We start from the raw sequence: 20,377 nt of genomic DNA, 5'->3' as shown, positions 1-20,377 counted from the left end.
CAGTGAGCCCCATGCAACCACGCTTAAACGCCGCCCGCCTCACCCCGCTCAATCGTGCCCTGCGCCACGCCCTGTTCGGGGCAGCTCTGGGCTTCGCCGCTGCCCCAGCCACCCTGCTGGCGGACGAGCCCGGTAGCACCGCCAGCGTTAAGCGTTATTCGATTGCTGCCGGCCCGCTGGCCGATGCCCTCAACCAGTTCGCCCGTACCGCCGGGATCACCCTGGCCACGACCCCGCAGCAAACCGCCGGCAAGAACTCGCCGGGCCTGCAAGGCGAATACGAGGCACATGAAGGGCTGAACCAGTTGCTGCAAGGCAGCGATATGGAAGCCCTGAACCAGGACAATGGCAGCTTCATTCTCAGCCAACGCCTGGACGTCGGCAGCGCCATGGAGCTGGGCGCGACAGCAATCAGCAGCACCGGCCTGGGCGGCACGACCGAAGGCAGTGGCTCGTACACCACCGGGGCGGTCAGCATCGGCAAGACGCCGCAGTCGCTGCGCCGCACCCCGCAGTCGGTGACGGTACTGACCGAACAGCGCATGAAGGATCAGAACCTGACCAACCTCAAGGAGATGCTTGAGCAGACACCTGGCGTGGTAGTCGACCAGACCGATAGCGAGCGGGTGAACTACTACTCCCGGGGCTACCAGATAGACGCCCTGCAGTTCGACGGTGCCACCCTGAACATCGATTCGCGCAATGGCAACTTCATCCAGCCGGATGTCGCCACGCTCGATCACGTGGAGGTGCTGCGTGGCGCCAGCGGCATGCTACGTGGCTCCGGCAACCCGTCCGGCACCGTGAACATGGTGCGCAAACGCCCGACACGCGACTTCCAGGGGTCAGCGAGTTACACGGCGGGCTCTTGGGAAGCGAACCGCTACACCGCCGATATCTCCGGCCCATTGACCGAGGGCGGCGCCATCCGTGGACGAGTCATTGCGGTGCACAGCGACAAGGACTTCTTTCAGGACGCACGCATGGAGCGCAAGAACGTGCTCTATACCGTGCTGGCAGCAGACCTCACCGACAGAACCACGCTGACAGGTGGTTTCGAATACACGGAAATGGATGCAACGGGTGCCTGGGGTGGCCTGGTGCCTGACTTCGATGGTTCGCCATTGCCGTTCTCGCGCTCGACCTTTCTGGGCGCGAACTGGGCACGCTGGGACCGTACCAACGCACATACCTTCATCGAACTCGAGCATGCCTTCGACAGCGGCTGGAATCTCAAACTGAACGGTAATCGCAGCCGTCTCGCCTACAAGGATCACGGTTTCCAGCAGACCTCGCTGGCAAGAACGGTGGGCGCTACCAACCCTTACCTGTGGGACGTCAACTACAATTTCAGCGATGGTGGTGGCAGAACCAACTACAGCAACCTCGGGGCCGTGCTGGATGGCCCATTCAACGTGCTCGGGCGTGAACATCGACTCACCGCCGGCGCGGAATGGAACGAAGCGGACGCCATCGGCAATGAGTCCGTGTGGGGCTATAACGCCCGCGGGGTGGATGTACGCAATTGGAATCCGTCGACGGTCAACAAAGACCGTATCAACCCGACGGTGAATCCTCAGGCGCATACCATCACGACTCAGAAAGCCACCTACGCGAGCTTGAACCTGTCGCTGGCCGACCCGCTGAATGCCATCATCGGCGCACGGTTGAACTGGTACGACTTCGATAACCAGAACAGCACAACGGGCGACTACAAGGTCACCCAAGAGGTCGTCCCCTACGCCGCGCTGATCTACGACCTGACCGCAAACATCAGTGCCTATACCAGCTATACCGAAATATTCGCGCCACAAACCAGCTACGACACCTCGGGTTCTCTGCTTGAGCCCATGACGGGTGAAGTCTACGAACTTGGGCTGAAGGGCGAATTCTATGAAGGACGCCTGAACAGCTCCATCGCGGTGTTTCGTACCAACCTCATAGGCAAAGGCCTGCAGGACGCCGAAGCTCTCGCAAATGGCATTACCTGTCAGCCCACGTTTGCACAGGGTTCCTGCATGAGCGCATCGGGCAAAAGCCGTAGTGAAGGCGTCGAACTGGAAATTTCTGGCGAGGTGGCGCCGGGCTGGCAAGTCACAGGCGGATACACTTACACCACCAGCGAGTATCTCAAGGATAGCGCCGCCAATACCGGAAATGCCCTTCGCACCACCGACCCCAAACACCTCATGCGTCTGTTCACCTCGTACAAGTTGCCGGGCCAACTGTCCAACTGGACGGTAGGCGGCGGCGTTCAGACCCAAAGCGACACCTATGCAACCAATACAGCGAGAACCGCCCGTGCCGAACAGGGAGGCTATGCGGTGTATAACGCCATGCTCGCTTACCGCTTCAACGAGCACTACTCGGCACAACTCAACGCCAACAACGTTTTCGACAAGTATTACTACGAGAAGATTGGCGTAACCGGCGCCAACTACTACTACGGCGAACCCCGCAACTTCGCCGTGACCCTGCGCGGCGAGTTCTGATCGCCCTCCGCTCTCGTGCCCTGGTAGGGGAGCGGCTCACCTGGCAGCCGTACTTACGGAGTCACTTGTCCGGTTTGGGCACCTTTTCCAGACTATGCAGTTCGCCAATCAGGCAGTGTTCGGCAAAGCCGCTGCCGTCGCTCGATACGATGCGGTCCAGGCGTGTCAGCAATCCCACGGTCGTGCTGAACCCCAGACCATTGCTGACGTTCAGGTTGCGGCACGGTCGCGAGAAGGTGACCAGATAGGATCGTCCGGGCCCGTCACCGAGGATGATGTGGGTCTTGTCCAGGTACTGCCATCCGTCGATATCGAAGCGCTGCAGCGCATCCACCACTTCGCCCTGCCGGTAGCCGAGGCTGGCCAGGCGTTGCTCCAACGGCAGATTTTCATCTCGCGCCGGCGATTGCGCACAGGCACCGAGCAGGAGCGTCAGCAGCGTGATAGCGCCACAGCCGATTCGGGACATACGAGAGTTCCTGGAGAGGTGTCGACTCAGCGTCGAGCATAGCCGCAGCCACTTCAATATTGAACAAACCTGACAGAAACGCCTGATCGTGATCCGCTTTTGCTAAGGTACGCCGCCGCTGCACAAGGGCACTCTCTCGCAGCGGGTTTGACTGAAAGCTGAGGAACGCGATGAAAGAGCATTACGACGCCACTCTCGAATGGCTGAAAAACTACCCCGAACTGCACACCCTGATCAGCCTGAGCCTGCTGATCCTCGGCGCCTGGATCGCCAACTGGATCGTCAAGCGCATCCTCGTGCGCGGCCTCTATCGGGTACTGCGCTCGACCACGGTCGGTCAGGACAAGGCCCTGGCCGACTCCCATGTCGTGCGACGCCTGGCCAACATCGTGCCGGCGATGATCCTCGCCAGTGGCATCAAGGTGGTCCCGCATCTGCCCGCTGCCGCGGTCACGGTGGTGAACAACGTCTGCAGCGCCTTCATCATCCTGACCATCGCCCTGGCCATCGGCGGCGTGCTGAATCTGGTCAACACCCTCTACCAGCGCCGACCGAATGCGCACCTGAAGCCGGTCAAGGGCTACATCCAGGTCGTCACCATCGTCATCTACGCCATCGCCGCGATTCTGATGGTCGCGACGCTGATCGACCGCTCGCCGCTGATCCTGCTCTCCGGTCTCGGAGCCATGGCTGCGGTACTGATGCTGATTTTCCAGGACACCCTGCTGTCGCTGGTGGCCAGCGTACAAATCTCCTCCAGCGATATCGTCCGTGTCGGCGACTGGATCGAGATGCCTCAGCTCAATGCCGACGGCGACGTGATCGACATCGCCCTGCACACCGTCAAGGTGCAGAACTGGGACAAGACCATCACCACCATCCCGACCAAGCGCTTCATCAGCGATCCGTTCAAGAACTGGCGCGGCATGCAGGAGTCCGGTGGCCGTCGCATCAAGCGCAGCATCTATCTGGACCAGACCAGCGTACGTTTTCTCAGCCCCGACGAAATCGCTCACCTGCAGCGCTTCCTGCTGCTCGGCCAATACCTGAGCAGCAAGCAGAGCGAATTGCTGAGCTGGAACACCGAGCTGGCCGAGGCCGCCCAGGAGCCGGCCAACACACGCCGGGTCACCAACCTCGGTACCTTCCGTGCTTACGTCGAGCATTACCTGCGTCAGCACCCGGGCATCAACCAGAACATGACGCAGATCGTCCGTCAGTTGCAGCCCACCGCCGACGGCCTGCCGCTGGAGCTCTACTGCTTCACCAACACCGTGGCCTGGGTGCCGTACGAGGGCTATCAGTCGGATATCTTCGATCACCTGCTGGCGATCCTCCCGGAATTCGGTCTACGCGTGTTCCAGCACCCGAGCGGTGCCGACATGCGCGAGCTGCGTCCGGTACTCGATGCCGGAAACTGAGCAGCAAGACGCACCTGCTCATGGTACGCAATGCAGCAGCTGAAAAAACACAGATAGCGCAATAAAAAACCACCAAGGGTCGTACCTTGGTGGTTTTCACCAATTTCCCAGACAGGCTTGCCAGCTTTCCCCTCACTGGTTAGGGTTAGCCACATGAATGTCTCGCAAACCCTCATCCTCCTCCGGCAACACGCCAATCTCTGCCTGGTCGCCCAGCGACTGCGCTAGGGTCTGTTGGCGCCCAAGCACGTCGGCAAACCCGCTCCCCGCTTATCCCTCTTCATCTTTTTGTTTTCAGTTCGGCCGTTGCCGGCCTTCGTCTTCAGGAATTTTCCATGAGCATGCTCAAAGACCCCTCGAACAAGTACCGCGCCTTCACCCCGATCAACATTCCGGATCGCACCTGGCCGGACAAGATCATCGACCAGGCGCCGATCTGGCTGTCCACCGACCTGCGCGATGGCAACCAGTCGCTGATCGAGCCGATGGATGCCGAGAAGAAGATGCGCTTCTTCAAGTGCCTGCTCGCCGTGGGCCTGAAGGAAATCGAAGTGGGCTTCCCGTCCGCCTCGCAGACCGATTTCGACTTCGTGCGCGAACTGATCGAAGGCGGCCACATCCCGGATGACGTCACCATCCAGGTACTGACCCAGGCTCGCGACGACCTTATCGAGCGCACCTTCGAATCGCTCAAGGGCGCCAAGAAGGCCATCGTTCACTACTACAACGCCTGCGCGCCAAGCTTCCGCAAGATCGTCTTCAACCAGGACAAGGCTGGCGTCAAGGCCATCGCCGTGGCGGCCGGTACCACCATCAAGCGCCTGGCCGAGGCCGCACCGGAAACCGCGTGGGGTTTCGAGTACTCGCCTGAAGTATTCAGCTCCACCGAAATCGACTTCGCCGTCGAGGTGTGCAACGCGGTGATCGACGTGTTCCAGCCAACCCCGGCGAACAAGCTGATCCTCAACCTGCCGGCCACCATCGAGAACGCCACGCCGAACAACTACGCCGACCAGATCGAGTGGTTCGGGCGGCACGTCGACAAGCGCGACAGCGTGCTGATCAGCCTGCACACCCACAACGACCGTGGCACGGGTGTGGCTGCTACCGAGCTGGGCCTGATGGCGGGCGCCGACCGTGTCGAAGGCTGCCTGTTCGGCAACGGCGAGCGCACCGGCAACGTCTGCCTGGTGACCGTGGCGCTGAACCTCTACACCCAGGGCATCGACCCGCAACTGGACTTCTCCGACATCGACGCCGTGCGCAAGGTGGTCGAAGACTGCAACCAGATTCCGGTGCACCCGCGTCACCCCTATGTCGGTGACCTGGTGCACACCGCCTTCTCCGGCTCTCACCAGGACGCCATCCGCAAGGGCTTCGCCCAGCAGAAGGAAGGCCAGATCTGGGAAGTCCCGTACCTGCCAATCGACCCGGCCGACATCGGCCGCGATTACGAAGCGGTGATTCGCGTCAACAGCCAGTCCGGCAAAGGTGGCATCACCTTCCTGCTCGAGCAGGAATATGGCATCAACCTGCCGCGTCGCATGCAGATCGAGTTCAGCCAGGTGGTTCAGGGCGAGACCGATCGCCTGGGCCTGGAAATGACGGCCGGACAGATTCACGGCCTGCTCGAGCGCGAGTACCTGCAAGCCAAGGCGCCTTATGAGCTGAAAGGCCATCGCCTGCAGGAAGAGAACGGCGACAGCAACGTCGAGGTGCAAGTGCAGGTGGACGGCGCCGTGCAACGCTGGAGCGGTGCTGGCAAGGGTGCACTGGAAGCCCTGGTGTCGAGCGTACCGTTGGCGGTGGAAATCATGGACTACCACGAGCACGCCATCGGCGGTGGCGCCAACGCCAAGGCGGCCTGCTACATCGAGATCCGTCTCGACGGCCAACGTCCACTGCACGGCATCGGTATCGACGAGAACATCACCACCGCGAGCTTCCGCGCCCTGTTCAGCGCACTCAACCGCGCCATTCGCCAGGCCGAAGGGAAAACCCAGGCAGCCTGACGCTCGGCCGCCAATGCACAAAGGGACGCCTGGCGTCCCTTTGTCGTTTCTGGAGTGATGGTTCTGTGGCCTATTGCGCTTTGGCCGGTTTCACCTGCCGCTGCAGGGTGTTGCCGAGGAAGAATGCCGGGGACTGCCAGCGGGCGATGAACATCAGCACCAGGCCGAGCAGCAGAATCACCACGGCGATCACGAACACCAGGCCGAGGCCGGCGATGTGCGAGCCGCTGCCGAAGTCGGGTGACATGCTGTCGAAGGTGGTCTGCCAGAAGATGATCGACAGCATCACCGCCCCCAGCAACGGGCACAGCCCACGCATGAAGAAGTGGCGCACGCTGTCGAACAGGCTGTGGCGGAAATACCACACGCAGGCGAAGGCGGTCAGCGCGTAGTAGAAGCAAATCATCATGCCCAGGGCGGTGATGGTGTCGGCCAGCACGTTCTCGCTGAGGGTGCGCATGGTCACGTAGAACACCGCCGTGGCGATGCCCGCAGCGATGGTCGCGTAACGTGGCGTCTGCGAAAGCGGATGCACGCTGGCGAAGCGCTTCGGCACCGCGCGGTAATACCCCATCGCCAGCAACGTACGCGCCGGTGAAATGAAGGTGGATTGCAGCGACGCCGCCGTGCTCGCCAGTACCGCGATGGACATCAGGATCGCCAGCGGCCCCATGACCGGGCCAGCCAGGTGGGCGAAGACGTTTTCCTGGATCTGCGCATTGCCCAGGCCCAGACCGGTATCGCCGGTGCCGGCGAACTGCAGGGTAGCCGCCGCGGTGAACAGGTAGAGGGCGAGGATCAGCAGCACGGTGATGGTCGCCGCGCGCCCAGGCACCTTCTCGCTGCCCACCGACTCTTCGCTGACCGTCAGGCAGACATCCCAGCCCCAGAAGATGAAGATCGACAGCGACAGACCCGCTGCGAAGGCAGAGAACGAGTCGATGTTGAACGGGTTGAACCACTCGGGATGGAAGACCACTGGCGAGCTGTCTGGCGCAGCGGCGAAGGCGGCCAGCGCAAAACCGATCAGCACCACCAGTTGCAGGGCCACCAGCGTGTACTGCACACCCATGGTCATGCCGATGCCCCGGCAACAGACCCACACGGCCATGGCGATGAAGATGCAGCAGGTGACGATGTTCACCAGCAGGTTCTGGGTAAGACTCGCCAGCCAATCCAGCCCGGTCAACTGGGCGAGAAACAGGTAGAAGAAGTCCACCGCGATGCCCGCCAGATTGGAAAGCACGATGGTCGTGGCGGTAACCAGCCCCCAACCACCGATCCAGCCGATCATCGGTCCGAAGGCCCGTGCCGACCAGGTGAACGAGGTGCCGCTGTCCGGTTCGGCAGCGTTGAGCTCCCGGTAACCCAGCGCCACCAGCAGCATCGGCAGGAAACCGACGATGAATACCGCCGGCAGGTAAACACCGACTTCGCGGACGGTGGGGCCGAGGGCGCCGGTCAGCGTATAGACCGGCGCGATGGTGGAAATGCCCAACACCACGCAGGCCAGCAGCCCGACCTTGCCTTGCGCCAGCCCCTTGGAAGAGGCTCCGGTGGCCGCTAGCGGGCTTCCCTGAACGGTCGATGATTCACTCATAAGCCTCTGCCATCATTTTAGAATTGTTCGTCAGAGCGCCTCGAACCCGGCAGGGTTCAGGCGGATTCAGCGTGTTTGGCGGGTCTTCGCATACACCTGGCAGGCATCGCGAAAGGCCTGGAACAGCTTCAGCGACTCGGGGTTTTCGGTGAACCGCCACTCCGGGTGCCACTGCACGCCGATCAGGAAGCCCGCTGAGCCCGGTATCGACACCGCCTCGACCAGGCCATCGGGCGCCTGGGCCTCGATGCGCAGACTATCGGCCAGACGGTCGATGCCCTGGCTGTGCAGGGAGTTGACCTGAAACTGCGACGGCAAGCCGATGCGCTCGAACGCTCCGCCCGGCTGCACGGTGACCGCATGCTGTGGCGCGTACTGCTCGGCGACCGATTCGCTCTGCGGCTCGCGATGGTCCAGATAACCCGGCAGGTCCTGGACCCGCTGGTGCAGGGTGCCGCCAAGGGTCACGTTGAGTTCCTGGAAGCCGCGGCAGATGCAGAACACCGGCACGCCCTTCTCGATCGCCAGGCGCAGCAGCGGCAAGGTATTGGCATCGCGACGAGGATCGTGCTGAGTACCCTCGATGCTCGGCGTGCCCTGGTAATGACGGGGCTCGACGTTGGAAGGCGAACCGGTGAACAGGATGCCGTCCAGTTGCGCGAGCAGTTGATGCGGATCGCTCGGCGTGCTGCGCGCTGGCAGTACCAGCGGCAGGCCGGCGTAAGCCGCGGCCTCGACGTATTTGTCGCCGACGGTGTGCGAATCGTACTTGCCAAGTTGCTGCCGGCAGGCAGTAACGCCGATCAGGGGCATGCGGGTCATGTTGTTCTCTCCGGAAAAGCCTGCCGACGGATCACGTCGGCAGGCGCAGCATCAGATACCGAGGCGATCGCGCAACTGGTAATAAACGGCGCCCAGGGCCGTGAACGGCACCCGCAGCAGCTGCCCGCCTGGGAACGGGTAATGCGGCAGGCCGGCGAACGCGTCGAAACGCTCGGCTTGGCCGCGCAGTGCTTCGGCCAGCACCTTGCCGGCCAGGTGCGTGTAGGTCACGCCATGGCCACTGCACCCCTGGGAGTAGTAGATGTTGTCGCCGATGCGACCGACCTGCGGCAGGCGCGACAGGGTCAGCAGGAAGTTGCCGGTCCAGGTGTAATCGATCTTCACGTCCTTGAGCTGCGGGAAGGTCTTGAGCAGCTTGGGTCGGATGATCGCTTCGATGTCCGCCGGGTCGCGGGCGCCGTAGACCACGCCGCCGCCGTAGATCAGGCGCTTGTCGGCGCTGAGGCGGTAGTAGTCGAGCAGGTAGTTGCAGTCTTCCACGCAGTAATCCTGCGGCAACAGACTATGGGCCAGCTCGTCCGACAGCGGCTCGGTGGTCAGCACCTGAGTGCCGCAGGGCATGGATTTGGCTGCCAGTTCCGGCATCAGCCCGCCCAGGTAGGCGTTGCCCGCCACCACCACGAACCTGGCCTTCACCTGCCCGTTCGGTGTGTGCACCACCGGCTGCGGGCCACGGTCGATGCGGGTCGCCGGGCTCTGCTCGTAGATCGCACCGCCCAGGGATGCCACCGCAGCGGCCTCACCCAAAGCCAGGTTGAGCGGATGGATATGACCGCCGCTCATGTCCAGCATGCCGCCGACATAGCGCTCGGTGCCGACCACTTCGCGAATGCGGCGCTCGTCCATCAGCTCCAGCTGGGTATGGCCGTAGCGCTCCCACAGCTTCTTCTGCGACTCGAGATGGCCCATCTGCTTGTCGGTGATGGCGGCGAACACGCCACCATCCTTCAGGTCGCACTGGATGCCGTACTTGGCGACCCGCTCACGGATGATGCGCCCGCCTTCGAAGGCCATCTCGCCGAGCAGCTGTGCCTGGCGTGCGCCGACCTGGCGTTCGATGACGTCGATATCGCGGCTGTAGCTGTTGACGATCTGCCCACCGTTGCGCCCCGAGGCGCCGAAGCCGACCTTGGCGGCTTCCAGCACGATCACGCGAAAACCATGCTCGAGCAGGAACAGCGCCGTGGACAGGCCGGTATAACCGGCGCCGATGACGCAGACATCCGTCTCGACGGATTCGCCGAGCGCGGGGTAATCGACTCGCGGATTGCGCGAGGCGGCGTAGTAACTGTCGACGTGTTGAGTCATGTGAAACTCCCTAGGAACTCCAAAGTTTCCGCTCCGCATAGCCATCCCATCGGGCGCCGATACCAGCGCATCTGTTTGCAGAAACAGGCGCGAGGCAGGTCACCCGAGGTCGCTAGAGCTTGATCCAGGTGGCTTTAAGTTCGGTGTACTTGTCGAAGGCATGCAGCGACTTGTCACGCCCGTTGCCCGATTGCTTGAAACCACCGAACGGTGCGGTCATGTCGCCACCGTCGTACTGGTTCACCCACACGCTGCCGGCCCGCAGTGCCCGCGCGGTGCGGTGCGCCCGGGAGATGTCGCGCGTCCAAACGGCAGCGGCCAGGCCATAAGGCGTGTCGTTGGCGATGCGTACCGCTTCCTCGTCGCTGTCGAAGGTGATCACCGACAGCACGGGGCCGAAGATCTCTTCCTGGGCGATGCGCATGGCGTTGTCCACGCCGTCGAAGATCGTTGGCTGCACATAGCTGCCGCCGGTTTCCTGCAGGGCACGCTCACCGCCGCTGATGATCACCGCACCTTGCTGGCGACCGGCCTCGATGAAGCCGAGCACGGTGTCCAGATGGCCGTCATCGACCAGGGCGCCGACACGCGTCTGCGGATCCAGCGCATGGCCGGGCTTCCAGCGTTGCAGGGCCTCGACCACCATCGGCAGGAAGCGCTCCTTGATCGAGCGCTCGACCAGCAGCCGCGAGCCCGCCACGCATACTTCGCCCTGGTTGAAGGCGATGCCAGCGGCAGCGGCCTCGGCGGCGACCTGCAGATCCGGTGCATCGGCGAAGACGATGTTCGGGCTCTTGCCGCCCGCCTCCAGCCACACGCGCTTCATGTTCGACTCGCCGGCGTAGATCATCAGTTGCTTGGCGATTTTCGTGGAGCCGGTGAACACGATGGTGTCGACGTCCATGTGCAGCGCCAGCGCCTTGCCAACCGTATGGCCATAACCGGGCAACACGTTGAACACGCCAGCAGGAATACCGGCTTGCAGCGCCAGCTGGGCGATACGAATAGCGGTCAGCGGCGACTTCTCGGACGGTTTGAGAATCACCGAGTTACCGGTAGCCAAGGCTGGCCCTAGCTTCCAGCAGGCCATCATCAACGGAAAATTCCACGGCACGATGGCCGCCACCACGCCGACCGCTTCGCGGGTAACCAGACCAAGCTGGTCACGGGGCGTCGGCGCCACCTCGTCATACAGTTTGTCGATCGCCTCGGCGCTCCAGCGGATGGCGTTGGCCGCCGCCGGCACGTCGATGCTCAACGAGTCGCTGATCGGCTTGCCCATGTCGAGGGTTTCCAGCAGCGCCAGCTCCTCGGCATTGGCCAGCAACGCGTCGGCGAAGGCGATCAGCACACGCTTGCGCTGCGCCGGGGCCTGATGGGCCCAGTCGCCACGCTCGAAACTCGCGCGGGCAGCCTTGACGGCCAGCTCGGCGTCCTCGGCCATGCAACTGGCCACGCGGGCCAGGTGACGACCGTCCACCGGGCTGACGCTGTCGAAGGTCGCGCCGCCCACGGCGTCGCGGTAGGCGCCGTCGATGAAGGCACGCGCCTCGATGTCCAGACTGCGGTAGCGCTGCTCCCAGTCCTGGCGGGTAGTGATTGTCATGCTCGCCGCTCCGTCAGACCGTGTGCAGGTACCAGTTGTATTCGAGGTCGGAGATGGTCGTCTCGAACTCGTGCATTTCCGCTTCCTTGCAGGCGACGAAGATGTCGATGTACTCCGGGCGGATGTACTTGTTCATCACTTCGCTGTCGTCGAGCTGGCGCAGGGCATCACGCAGGTTGTTCGGCAGGCTCTGCTCCAGTTGCTCGTAGGAGTTGCCCTCGATCGGCTCGCCCGGCTCCAGCTGGTTGGTCAGGCCGTGGTGAATGCCGGCGAGGATCGACGCCATCATCAAGTACGGGTTGGCATCGGCGCCGGCTACCCGGTGCTCGATGCGGATGGCGTCGCTGCTGCCGGTCGGCACGCGTACCGCCACGGTACGGTTGTCCAGACCCCAGCTCGGCGCATTCGGCACGTAGAACTGGGCGCCGAAGCGGCGGTACGAGTTGACGTTCGGGCACAGGAAGGCCATCGAAGCCGGCATGGTTTCCAGGATGCCGGCGATGGCATGGCGCAGCGGTGCGTGCTGTTCCGGGTCATCGGTGGCGAAGATGTTCTGGCCGGTCTTCTTGTCGAGCAGCGAGATGTGCACGTGCAGACCGTTGCCCGCCTGGCCCGGGTAGGGCTTGGCCATGAAGGTCGAGTCCATCTCGTGGTCGTAGGCGATGTTCTTGATCAGGCGCTTGAGCAGCACGGCGTAGTCGCAGGCCTTGATGGCATCTTCGACGTGGTGAAGGTTGACCTCGAACTGCGCCGGGGCACTTTCCTTGACGATGGCATCGGCCGGCAGATCCTGCTCCTTGGCGGCTTCGAGCATGTCCTGCAGGCAGTCGACGTACTCGTCGAGGTCGTCGATCAGGTAAACCTGCGTGGAGATCGGGCGCTTGCCGGAAATCGGCGAACGCGGTGGCTGCGGACGGCCGTTCACGTTCTCCTGGTCGATCAGGTAGAACTCCAGTTCGAAGGCGGCGCAGATGGTCAGGCCCAGTTCGTCGAACTTCTCCACCACCTGACGCAATACCTCACGGGGGTCGGCGAAGAACGGCTTGCCGTCCAGTTCGTGCATGGTCATCAGCAGTTGCGCGGTCGGGCGCTTCTGCCAGGGTTCCTTGCACAGGGTGTCGGGGATCGGGTAGCAGATGCGGTCGGAGTCGCCGATATCCAGGCCAAGGCCGGTGCTTTCGACGGTCGAACCATTGATGTCCAGCGCGAACAACGAGGCAGGCAGGTTGATGCCTTTCTCATACACCTTGTGCAGGCTGGCGCGTTCGACACGCTTGCCACGCACGATGCCGTTCATGTCGGTGATCAGCAGATCGACGTACTGGATCTCCGGATGATCCTTGAGGAAAGTGTTCGCCTCGTTGAGCTGGACGACACGTGGGGTTACCGAAGTCATGGAAAATCATTCCTTTTGGCTCGGCGCGCCCGCGGAAGACATCTCACGAGCCTGGCGCCTCATTATTCTGGGTAATTGATTCTAGGCAACGCCCTGAGTATAAGTGGGCGCATACGCAACCGATACTGGCATTCAGACAATTCATGATTGCATCGACGCAATACCAGATCAGCCATGCCGACCTCGCTCTCGTACTCGCTCTAGTGCGCGGACGCTCCCTGGCGCGAGCCGCAGAGCAGTTGCATGTCGACGTATCAACGGTATTTCGCGCCATCCGCAAGCTGGAGGCCAGCCTGGGCGTGGCGCTGTTCGAGAAAAGCCGCCGCGGTTACATGCCGACTCAGAGCGCCCAGGCCCTGGCGGAACAGGCAGAACGTGCGGAACAGGCCCTGGATGCGGCGCGCATCGCCCTGCAACATGGCGAGAAGGTGATCAGCGGTACCGTTCGCCTGACCTGCACCGACGCCGTGCTGCAGAACCTGCTACTGCCCAGCCTGGCCGAGCTGATGCCGCGTTATCCGGCGCTGGCGCTGGAGCTGGCGACCACCAACACCTTCGCCAACCTCAGCCGCCGCGACGCCGACATCGCACTGCGCCTGTCCAACGCACCGCCCGAGCATCTGGTTGGTCGGCAACTGGGGCACACCGCCTATTACATCTGCGGCCGTCCCGAGCACCGCGAAGCATTCGTGCAGGCACCCACCTCGGTGCCGTGGATCGCCCCCGACGACTCCATGCCCGACCACATCACCGTGGCCTGGCGGCATCAGGTGCACCCCAGCCTGGTGCCGCGCTACCGCTGCAGCAGCATGTCGGCGGTGGCCACGCTGGTACAGGCAGGCCTGGGTGTCGCCGCCCTGCCCGACTTCATGGCCCGCAGCCTGGAAGGCGTGCAGCGCCTGAGTGACGCCTTGGCCGACTGCGACACCGACCTATGGCTGCTGACCCGCCCCGACTGCCTGGCCCTGCGCTCGGTACAGACCCTGTTCGACCAACTCACCCCACTGCTGCGCGCACGGCTCAATACGCGATAAACCCAAAGACCTAGCCCGTGTTGAAACCCTGCACTCGGCAACGTAAACCACCCCGTGGGAGCGGGCCATGCCCGCGATTCGCGCGCACGGCGCGCTCCCACACGGCTTTATCGCTCTCCACCCCCTCCGCTTGCCACGGGATATCGCTTACCGGACGCGGCATTCCCATCCAGAGCGGGAGGAACGAACCAAAGCAAAAGACGCAGCCTGGATTGAATATCGCGCACTCTGCAACGCAAACCATCCCGTGGGAGCGGGCCATGCCCGCGATTCGCGCGCACTGCGCGCGCCCACACGGTTTTATCGATCTCCCCCCTCCTCGCCCTTGCCACGGGATATCGCTTACCGGACGCGGCATTCCCATCCAGAGCGGAAGGAACGCGCCGATTTCAAAGACGCGGCCTGGATTGAATATCGCGCACTCAACAACTCAAACCACTCTGTGGGAGCGGGCCATGCCCGCGATTCGCGCGCGCGGCGCGCCAACGAGAACGGGGCAACCATACTCACGTGAGGAACGATCCGAACGGCATTCGATGGAGGATCAGGACAGAGCGCAGCAGGATTGTGCAATCGACATTCGAGCGTCCAGCGCTACGCTTGTCACCCCCCGCAGCATACGCAGCCGCATTGCAAACGATAGGAATTGCCCATGACCACCATTCTCGGCTACGCCGCCCAGGACTCCAGCAAACCTCTCGCGCCCCATCGCTTTCAGCGCCGCGCCGTCGGTACCCACGACGTGCAGATCGACATCCTCTACTGCGGCGTCTGCCACTCCGACCTGCACACCGCGCGCAACGAGTGGAAGAACACCCTCTACCCATCGGTACCGGGCCACGAGATCGTCGGCAAGGTCACCGCAGTGGGCAGCGCGGTAACGACCTTCAAGGTCGGTGATCTGGCTGGCGTCGGCTGCATGGTCGACAGCTGCCAGAGCTGCTCGTCCTGCTCCGAAGGCCTTGAGCAGTACTGCGAGAACGGCTTCACCGGCACCTACAACGGCCCGGTATTCGGTGGCGAAAACACCTTTGGTGGCTACTCCGACAACATCGTCGTCGACCAGAAATTCGTCCTGCGCATCAGCCACAGCGACAACCTGGCTGCGGTCGCACCGCTGCTGTGCGCGGGCATCACCACTTACTCGCCGCTGCGCCAGTGGAACGTCCAGCCCGGCGACAAGGTCGGTGTGGTCGGCCTTGGTGGTCTTGGCCACATGGGCGTGAAGATCGCTGCCGCCATGGGCGCTCATGTGGTGCTGTTCACCACCTCGCCGAACAAGCGTGAAGATGCCCTGCGCCTTGGCGCGGCCGAAGTGGTGGTGTCGAAGAACGCCGACGAGATGGCCGCCCACGCCAACAGCTTCGACTTCATCCTCAACACCGTCGCCGCGCCGCACAACCTTGACGCCTTCCTCGGGCTGCTCAAGCGCGACGCCACCATGACCCTGGTCGGCGCCCCCGACTCACCGCACCCGTCGCCGGAAGTGTTCGGGCTGATCTTCAAGCGCCGCCGCCTGGCCGGCTCGTTGATCGGCGGCATCGCCGAGACCCAGGAGATGCTGGATTTCTGCGCCGAACACGGCATCGTTTCGGAAATCGAGATGATCGATATCCAGAACATCAACGAAGCCTACGAGCGCATGCTCAAGAGTGACGTGAAGTACCGCTTCGTGATCGACATGGCCTCCCTGGCCAAGGACGAGCACGCCGCGTAACACAGGCCAATCGCCACCCGCCACCGGCCCGGTTTCGCCCTCGCGAACCGGGCCGGTCGCGTTTCTGCGGTATGCGCGTGCGGCCAGGGCGTTTACCAGGCGAACCACGCAGACGGTCGGGCGGTCACACGCTGACGCCCCATCAACTCGAGGAGCATTCGATGTCCAAACGCACTCTCGGTCAGTCCGGCCTGCAGGTTTCGCCCATCGCCTTCGGTGGCAACGTATTCGGCTGGACGCTGGACGAAGCCCAGTCCTTCGCCATGCTCGACGCCATCGTCGACAACGGCCTGGACTTCATCGACACCGCCGACATGTACTCGGCCTGGGCCCCCGGCCATCAGGGTGGCGAGTCGGAAAGCATCATCGGCAAATGGCTGAAACGCAGCGGCAAGCGCGAACGTATCGTGCTGGCGACCAAGGTTGGGATGGAAATGGGCCACGGCGGCAAAGGCCTCAAGGCGGACTACATCCAGAAAGCGGTGGAGGACTCGCTCAAGCGCCTGCAGACCGACTACATCGACCTGTATCAGGCCCATCAGGACGATGCCGACACCCCTCTGGAAGAAACCCTGGGCGCCTTCTCCCGCCTGATCGAACAAGGCAAGGTGCGGGTGATCGGCGCCTCCAACTACAGCGGCGAGCGCTTGCGCGAAGCGCATCAGGTGGCGCAGCGCCTGGGCGTGCCGAGCTACCAGAGCCTGCAGCCGCACTACAACCTGCACGAACGCAAGACCTATGAAGAGGAACTGGAGCCGGTGGTGCAGGAACTCGGCATCGGGGTGATCAGCTACTTTTCCCTGGCCAGCGGCTTTCTCACCGGCAAGTACCGCACCCGCGACGATATCGCTGGCGCCCGCGCCGAGATGGTCAAGGGCTACATGGATGAACGCGGCGTCACCATCCTCTCCGCGCTCGATGAGGTCGCCGCAGCCCGTGACGCGACGCCGGCCCAGGTTGCCCTCGCCTGGCTGATCGCCCGCCCGAGCATCACCGCGCCCATCGCCAGTGCCACATCGAGCAGGCAACTGGCCGATCTGGTTGCCGCCACCCGCCTGCACTTGAGCGCCGACGAAGTGACCATGCTCAACCAGGCCAGCGCGTACTGAGGCAATAAAGTAAACGCGCCGTTGCCGTAGGATGACGTCGAGCGAAGCGATACCCATCAAGGGCTACTTGCAAGGCCTGATGGGTATCGTCGCTTCGCTACTCGATCTACGCGGCCCGACCCAGCCTGCGGATGGTCGATTCGATGCGCTTTTGACGATCGTTCCCACGCTCTGCGCAGGAGCCATTTCCGGGCGTTGCGTGCAACCTTCCTGATTCAGCGAAACTCGAACGGGTCGGCATCCTGATGAGCTGGAAAACGCTCGCGATAGGCAGCCAATGCGGCGCCATCCAGGCGCTGATGGAACACGCCGGCCTTGTCGTGAGCATCGAGCAGGCTGTCGCCCTGGAAGTCCAGCACCTGGGAGTCGCCGCTGTAGGGGTGATTCTTGCCATCCACACCGATGCGGTTCACCGCGGCCACGTAGCACAGGTTCTCGATGGCTCGGGCCGGCAGTAGCCGGTTCCAGTGCAGGCGCCGCGCCGCGGGCCAGTTGGCGGTATAGAGCAGCAGGTCGGTGCCCTGGGGATCACGGCTCCAGACCGGGAAACGCAGGTCGTAGCAGATCAGTGGCCGCACTCGCCAGCCCTTGACCTCGAACACCACCTGGCGGTCACCCGCCGCATAGTGCTCGTGTTCACCGGCCATGCGAAACAGGTGGCGCTTGTCGTAATGCGCCAGCGAACCATCGGGTCGCGCCCACAGCAGGCGGTTGCGATAGCTGCCATCGGCGGCCTGGATGATCAGGCTGCCGGTGATCACCGCGCCGATCCGCCTTGCCTGCTCGCTGAGCCAGCGGCTGGTGGGGCCATCTTCCGGCTCGGCCAGCTCGGCCGACTGCATGGAAAACCCGGTGCTGAACATCTCCGGCAGTATCACCAGTTCGGCGCCAGCAGCCTGCTGCAGTTGCGCTTCGAAATGTGCGCGATTGGCCTCGGGATCGTGCCAGGCGAGGTCGCTCTGGATCAGCGCCAGTTGCAGATTGGTTGCTTCGCTCATCAATGCCTCTCTTGCTGGATGCGGATCCGTGCGATGTGAATAAAGCTGCGTTGCCCAGCTGTAGGAGCTGCGACCCCGCAGCGATTATCGTCACGCCCACGATTCTGCGTGATGGCCACCACCATCGCGCCGGGGGCGACGCTCCTACCGTTCGTCTTCCCCGCGGCGCAACTATATCTGCCGTAGTTTTTCCGCTGCCTGGCGCAAGGTCTCTTCACGCTTGGCGAAACAGAAACGCACCAGACGCTGCGCCGGATCCGGCGTCTGGCAGAACACCGACACGGGAATCGCCGCCACGCCATGCTCACGGGTCAGCCATTGGGCCATGGCCACGTCGTCCAGATCAGGGCGGATCGCCGAATAGTCGGCCAGTTGGAAATAGGTGCCCGGCGTGCGGCTGAAGGTGAAGCGCGAGCCCCCCAGCAGGTCGCAGAACAGATCGCGCTTGGCCTGGTAGAAGCCGGGGAGCTCGTCCACATGCTCGGGGCAGGCGGCCATGAAGTCGGCCAGCGCCCACTGCAGCGGGGTCACGCCGCAGAAACTGACGTATTGATGAACCTTGCGCAGCTCGGCGCTCAGCGCGGCTGGCGCCACCACGTAACCGGTCTTCCAGCCGGTGACGTGATAGGTCTTGCCGAACGAGCTGACCACGAAGGCGCGGGCATAGAGTTCGTCATGGCTCAGCACACTGGCGTGCTGGCGACCATCGAACACCAGGTGCTCGTAGACTTCGTCGCTGATCAGATAGATGTCGCGGTCGCGGATCAACGCGGCCAAACGATCCAGCTCTTCACGGCTGATCAGCGCACCGCTGGGGTTGTGCGGTGTATTGAGGATGATCAGCCGGGTACGCGGGCTCAGCGCCGCTTCCAGCCGTTGCCAGTCGATGGCGAAATCGCCGCTGGCCAGCGGGACGTGCACGCAGCGGCCGCCGGCCAGGGTGACGCCCGGGTCGTAACTGTCGTAGCTCGGGTCGAAGACGATCACTTCGTCGCCGGGATGAATCAGCGCCTGGATCGCGCAGAAGATCGCCTGGGTCGCGCCGGGCGTGACGGTCACCTCACTGTCCACACCGACCTGGCGGCCATACAGGCGCGCGATCTTCAGGGCGATCTGCTCGCGCAGCGCCGGCAGGCCGGTCATCGGCGCGTACTGATTGTGCCCGGCAGCGATGTGCCGGTTGACGGCCTCGCGCAGCGCCTCGGGGCCGTCGTAATCGGGAAAGCCCTGGGACAGGTTGATGGCGCCGGTCTGGGTGGCGAGCTGGGACATGGTGGTGAAGATGGTGGTGCCGATCGACGGCAACTTGCTGGTGAACATCGCAGCGTCCTGGGCAATTGAGGCAGACGCCGAGGATAGCCGATGGCGTGAAGCCCACGCACCCGGTAATAATCGCAGGCCAACCGATGAGAAGCCCATGAACGTCGAAGACCTGCGCCTGTTCGTCACCACCCTCGACACCGGCAGTTTCACCGCAGCCGCCGATGCCCTCGGCGTCACCAAGCAGTACGTCAGCCGCCGTGTCGCCGCGCTCGAGGCGCTGCTCGGCGTGCGCTTGCTCAACCGCACCACGCGGCGCTTGCAGGCCACCGAGCTGGGCGTGCTGCTGCATGACAAGGCCACCACCATCCTGGCCGACCTGCGTGACGCTCAGGAACTGGTGTCGGCCCAGGGAGCTTCGCTGCGCGGTACCCTGCGGGTCAGCGCGCCGATGACCTTCGCGACCCTGCATCTGAGCCACCTGTTGCCGCAGTTCATGCAGCAGCATCCGCACATCAATCTGGAAATCGACCTCAATGACCGCGCCGTCGACCTGCTCGCCGACGGCTACGACATGTCGATCCGCATCGGCACCCTGGAAGATTCCAGCCTGATCGCCAAGCGCCTGACCGACATGCAGACCATTCTCTGCGCCAGCCCGGCCTATCTCGACGAGCACGGCACGCCGGAGAACCTCGATGATCTGCAGCGGCATGCCTGCCTGCTCTACGGCCATAGCCGGCATGTCGAATGGCGCCTGCGCGATCAGGGCAAGGCTCGCAACCTGACCATGCGTGGTCAGCTGCGCGCCAACAACGGCGAACTGATCCGTGATGCAGCCATCGCCAGCATGGGCATCGCCTACCTGCCCACCTTCATCATCGGGCAGGCGCTGGAAAGTGGCGCACTGGTTCCCATACTCGAGACGCATTGGCCGGCGCCGGCGGCGGTCTACGCGGTGTACCCGCAACACCGGCAGACTGCCAGAGCGGTGCAGGTGTTCTCGGATTTCATCAAGGAACAGATTCAGCACATGGGCGGCTGACCCTGACGCAATAGTCAACCCAAAGAAGACAATAAGTCCATTTACAGCAAGTTAATCAATCCACAGA

Annotated in this window: 15 protein-coding genes; 7 read left to right on the top strand and 8 right to left on the bottom strand. The window is 63.2% G+C overall.

Annotation, left to right across the window (positions count from 1 at the left end):
- Positions 1 to 11: 11 nt before the first annotated feature.
- Entirely contained in the window at positions 12 to 2,492 is a 2,481-nt protein-coding gene (locus ACT9T4_RS22720) for a TonB-dependent siderophore receptor (RefSeq protein ID WP_499119070.1), read from the top strand.
- 61 nt (positions 2,493 to 2,553) lie between these two features.
- Here the strand turns inward: ACT9T4_RS22720 and ACT9T4_RS22715 are convergent, their stop codons facing one another.
- Complete coding sequence (locus tag ACT9T4_RS22715; protein ID WP_499119068.1) at positions 2,554 to 2,961, bottom strand: DUF6491 family protein; 408 nt, start codon at positions 2,959 to 2,961, stop codon at positions 2,554 to 2,556.
- Positions 2,962 to 3,131: 170 nt separating this feature from the next.
- On the opposite strand from ACT9T4_RS22715, the gene ACT9T4_RS22710 reads away from it, so the two are divergent.
- On the top strand, positions 3,132 to 4,382 hold the full coding sequence (locus ACT9T4_RS22710; RefSeq protein WP_042551948.1) for a mechanosensitive ion channel family protein: 1,251 nt from the start codon (positions 3,132 to 3,134) through the stop codon (positions 4,380 to 4,382).
- Positions 4,383 to 4,717: 335 nt separating this feature from the next.
- The gene (gene leuA / locus ACT9T4_RS22705) at positions 4,718 to 6,394 is read left to right on the top strand and encodes a 2-isopropylmalate synthase (protein ID WP_499119067.1); all 1,677 of its coding nucleotides are present in this window, start codon (positions 4,718 to 4,720) and stop codon (positions 6,392 to 6,394) included.
- Positions 6,395 to 6,464: 70 nt separating this feature from the next.
- Here the strand turns inward: leuA and ACT9T4_RS22700 are convergent, their stop codons facing one another.
- The 5 genes from ACT9T4_RS22700 to ACT9T4_RS22680 all read right to left on the bottom strand — a co-directional run bounded on the left by ACT9T4_RS22700 (position 6,465) and on the right by ACT9T4_RS22680 (position 13,147).
- Entirely contained in the window at positions 6,465 to 7,994 is a 1,530-nt protein-coding gene (locus ACT9T4_RS22700; RefSeq protein WP_499119065.1) for an APC family permease, read from the bottom strand.
- Positions 7,995 to 8,060: 66 nt separating this feature from the next.
- Positions 8,061 to 8,816, bottom strand: a complete 756-nt coding sequence (locus tag ACT9T4_RS22695) for a gamma-glutamyl-gamma-aminobutyrate hydrolase family protein (RefSeq protein WP_499119063.1) — start codon at positions 8,814 to 8,816, stop codon at positions 8,061 to 8,063.
- 51 nt (positions 8,817 to 8,867) lie between these two features.
- Positions 8,868 to 10,145: an NAD(P)/FAD-dependent oxidoreductase gene (locus ACT9T4_RS22690; protein WP_179538766.1), complete on the bottom strand. Its 1,278-nt coding sequence runs from the start codon at positions 10,143 to 10,145 to the stop codon at positions 8,868 to 8,870.
- A gap of 112 nt (positions 10,146 to 10,257) precedes the next feature.
- Positions 10,258 to 11,751 (bottom strand): aldehyde dehydrogenase, encoded by a 1,494-nt coding sequence (locus ACT9T4_RS22685; RefSeq protein ID WP_499119062.1) that lies wholly within the window; start codon positions 11,749 to 11,751, stop codon positions 10,258 to 10,260.
- A gap of 13 nt (positions 11,752 to 11,764) precedes the next feature.
- Positions 11,765 to 13,147 carry a glutamine synthetase family protein gene (locus ACT9T4_RS22680; protein ID WP_042551954.1) on the bottom strand — a complete coding sequence of 461 codons (1,383 nt, stop codon included), beginning with the start codon at positions 13,145 to 13,147 and terminating at the stop codon, positions 11,765 to 11,767.
- 143 nt (positions 13,148 to 13,290) lie between these two features.
- On the opposite strand from ACT9T4_RS22680, the gene ACT9T4_RS22675 reads away from it, so the two are divergent.
- The 3 genes from ACT9T4_RS22675 to ACT9T4_RS22665 all read left to right on the top strand — a co-directional run bounded on the left by ACT9T4_RS22675 (position 13,291) and on the right by ACT9T4_RS22665 (position 17,007).
- Positions 13,291 to 14,181, top strand: a complete 891-nt coding sequence (locus ACT9T4_RS22675; RefSeq protein WP_179538768.1) for a LysR family transcriptional regulator — start codon at positions 13,291 to 13,293, stop codon at positions 14,179 to 14,181.
- A 652-nt stretch (positions 14,182 to 14,833) separates the two neighbouring features.
- Positions 14,834 to 15,898: an NAD(P)-dependent alcohol dehydrogenase gene (locus ACT9T4_RS22670; RefSeq protein ID WP_499119060.1), complete on the top strand. Its 1,065-nt coding sequence runs from the start codon at positions 14,834 to 14,836 to the stop codon at positions 15,896 to 15,898.
- A gap of 161 nt (positions 15,899 to 16,059) precedes the next feature.
- Entirely contained in the window at positions 16,060 to 17,007 is a 948-nt protein-coding gene (locus ACT9T4_RS22665; protein WP_499119058.1) for an aldo/keto reductase, read from the top strand.
- A 215-nt stretch (positions 17,008 to 17,222) separates the two neighbouring features.
- Here ACT9T4_RS22665 and ACT9T4_RS22660 read toward each other — a convergent pair whose 3' ends face one another.
- Both ACT9T4_RS22660 and ACT9T4_RS22655 read right to left on the bottom strand, forming a co-directional pair.
- Entirely contained in the window at positions 17,223 to 18,005 is a 783-nt protein-coding gene (locus tag ACT9T4_RS22660) for an amidohydrolase (protein ID WP_499119056.1), read from the bottom strand.
- Positions 18,006 to 18,176: 171 nt separating this feature from the next.
- Entirely contained in the window at positions 18,177 to 19,325 is a 1,149-nt protein-coding gene (locus ACT9T4_RS22655; protein ID WP_499119055.1) for a pyridoxal phosphate-dependent aminotransferase, read from the bottom strand.
- 97 nt (positions 19,326 to 19,422) lie between these two features.
- On the opposite strand from ACT9T4_RS22655, the gene ACT9T4_RS22650 reads away from it, so the two are divergent.
- A complete protein-coding gene (locus ACT9T4_RS22650; RefSeq protein WP_499119054.1) occupies positions 19,423 to 20,310 on the top strand; it encodes a LysR family transcriptional regulator in 888 nt (295 codons plus the stop codon).
- The last annotated feature ends 67 nt before the right edge of the window (positions 20,311 to 20,377 follow it).

The sequence above is a fragment of the Pseudomonas sp. SZ40 genome, from assembly GCF_052958135.1.
This window is presented reverse-complemented; position numbering and strand designations above follow the sequence as displayed.

Coding starts and splice junctions, on each gene's coding strand:
- ACT9T4_RS22690 (WP_179538766.1), bottom strand. CDS start 10,145: ATGACTCAACACGTCGACAGTTACTACGCCGCCTCGCGCAATCCGCGA.
- ACT9T4_RS22670 (WP_499119060.1), top strand. CDS start 14,834: ATGACCACCATTCTCGGCTACGCCGCCCAGGACTCCAGCAAACCTCTC.
- leuA (WP_499119067.1), top strand. CDS start 4,718: ATGAGCATGCTCAAAGACCCCTCGAACAAGTACCGCGCCTTCACCCCG.
- ACT9T4_RS22680 (WP_042551954.1), bottom strand. CDS start 13,147: ATGACTTCGGTAACCCCACGTGTCGTCCAGCTCAACGAGGCGAACACT.
- ACT9T4_RS22710 (WP_042551948.1), top strand. CDS start 3,132: ATGAAAGAGCATTACGACGCCACTCTCGAATGGCTGAAAAACTACCCC.
- ACT9T4_RS22665 (WP_499119058.1), top strand. CDS start 16,060: ATGTCCAAACGCACTCTCGGTCAGTCCGGCCTGCAGGTTTCGCCCATC.
- ACT9T4_RS22700 (WP_499119065.1), bottom strand. CDS start 7,994: ATGAGTGAATCATCGACCGTTCAGGGAAGCCCGCTAGCGGCCACCGGA.
- ACT9T4_RS22695 (WP_499119063.1), bottom strand. CDS start 8,816: ATGACCCGCATGCCCCTGATCGGCGTTACTGCCTGCCGGCAGCAACTT.
- ACT9T4_RS22685 (WP_499119062.1), bottom strand. CDS start 11,751: ATGACAATCACTACCCGCCAGGACTGGGAGCAGCGCTACCGCAGTCTG.
- ACT9T4_RS22650 (WP_499119054.1), top strand. CDS start 19,423: ATGAACGTCGAAGACCTGCGCCTGTTCGTCACCACCCTCGACACCGGC.
- ACT9T4_RS22660 (WP_499119056.1), bottom strand. CDS start 18,005: ATGAGCGAAGCAACCAATCTGCAACTGGCGCTGATCCAGAGCGACCTC.
- ACT9T4_RS22715 (WP_499119068.1), bottom strand. CDS start 2,961: ATGTCCCGAATCGGCTGTGGCGCTATCACGCTGCTGACGCTCCTGCTC.
- ACT9T4_RS22675 (WP_179538768.1), top strand. CDS start 13,291: ATGATTGCATCGACGCAATACCAGATCAGCCATGCCGACCTCGCTCTC.
- ACT9T4_RS22720 (WP_499119070.1), top strand. CDS start 12: ATGCAACCACGCTTAAACGCCGCCCGCCTCACCCCGCTCAATCGTGCC.
- ACT9T4_RS22655 (WP_499119055.1), bottom strand. CDS start 19,325: ATGTTCACCAGCAAGTTGCCGTCGATCGGCACCACCATCTTCACCACC.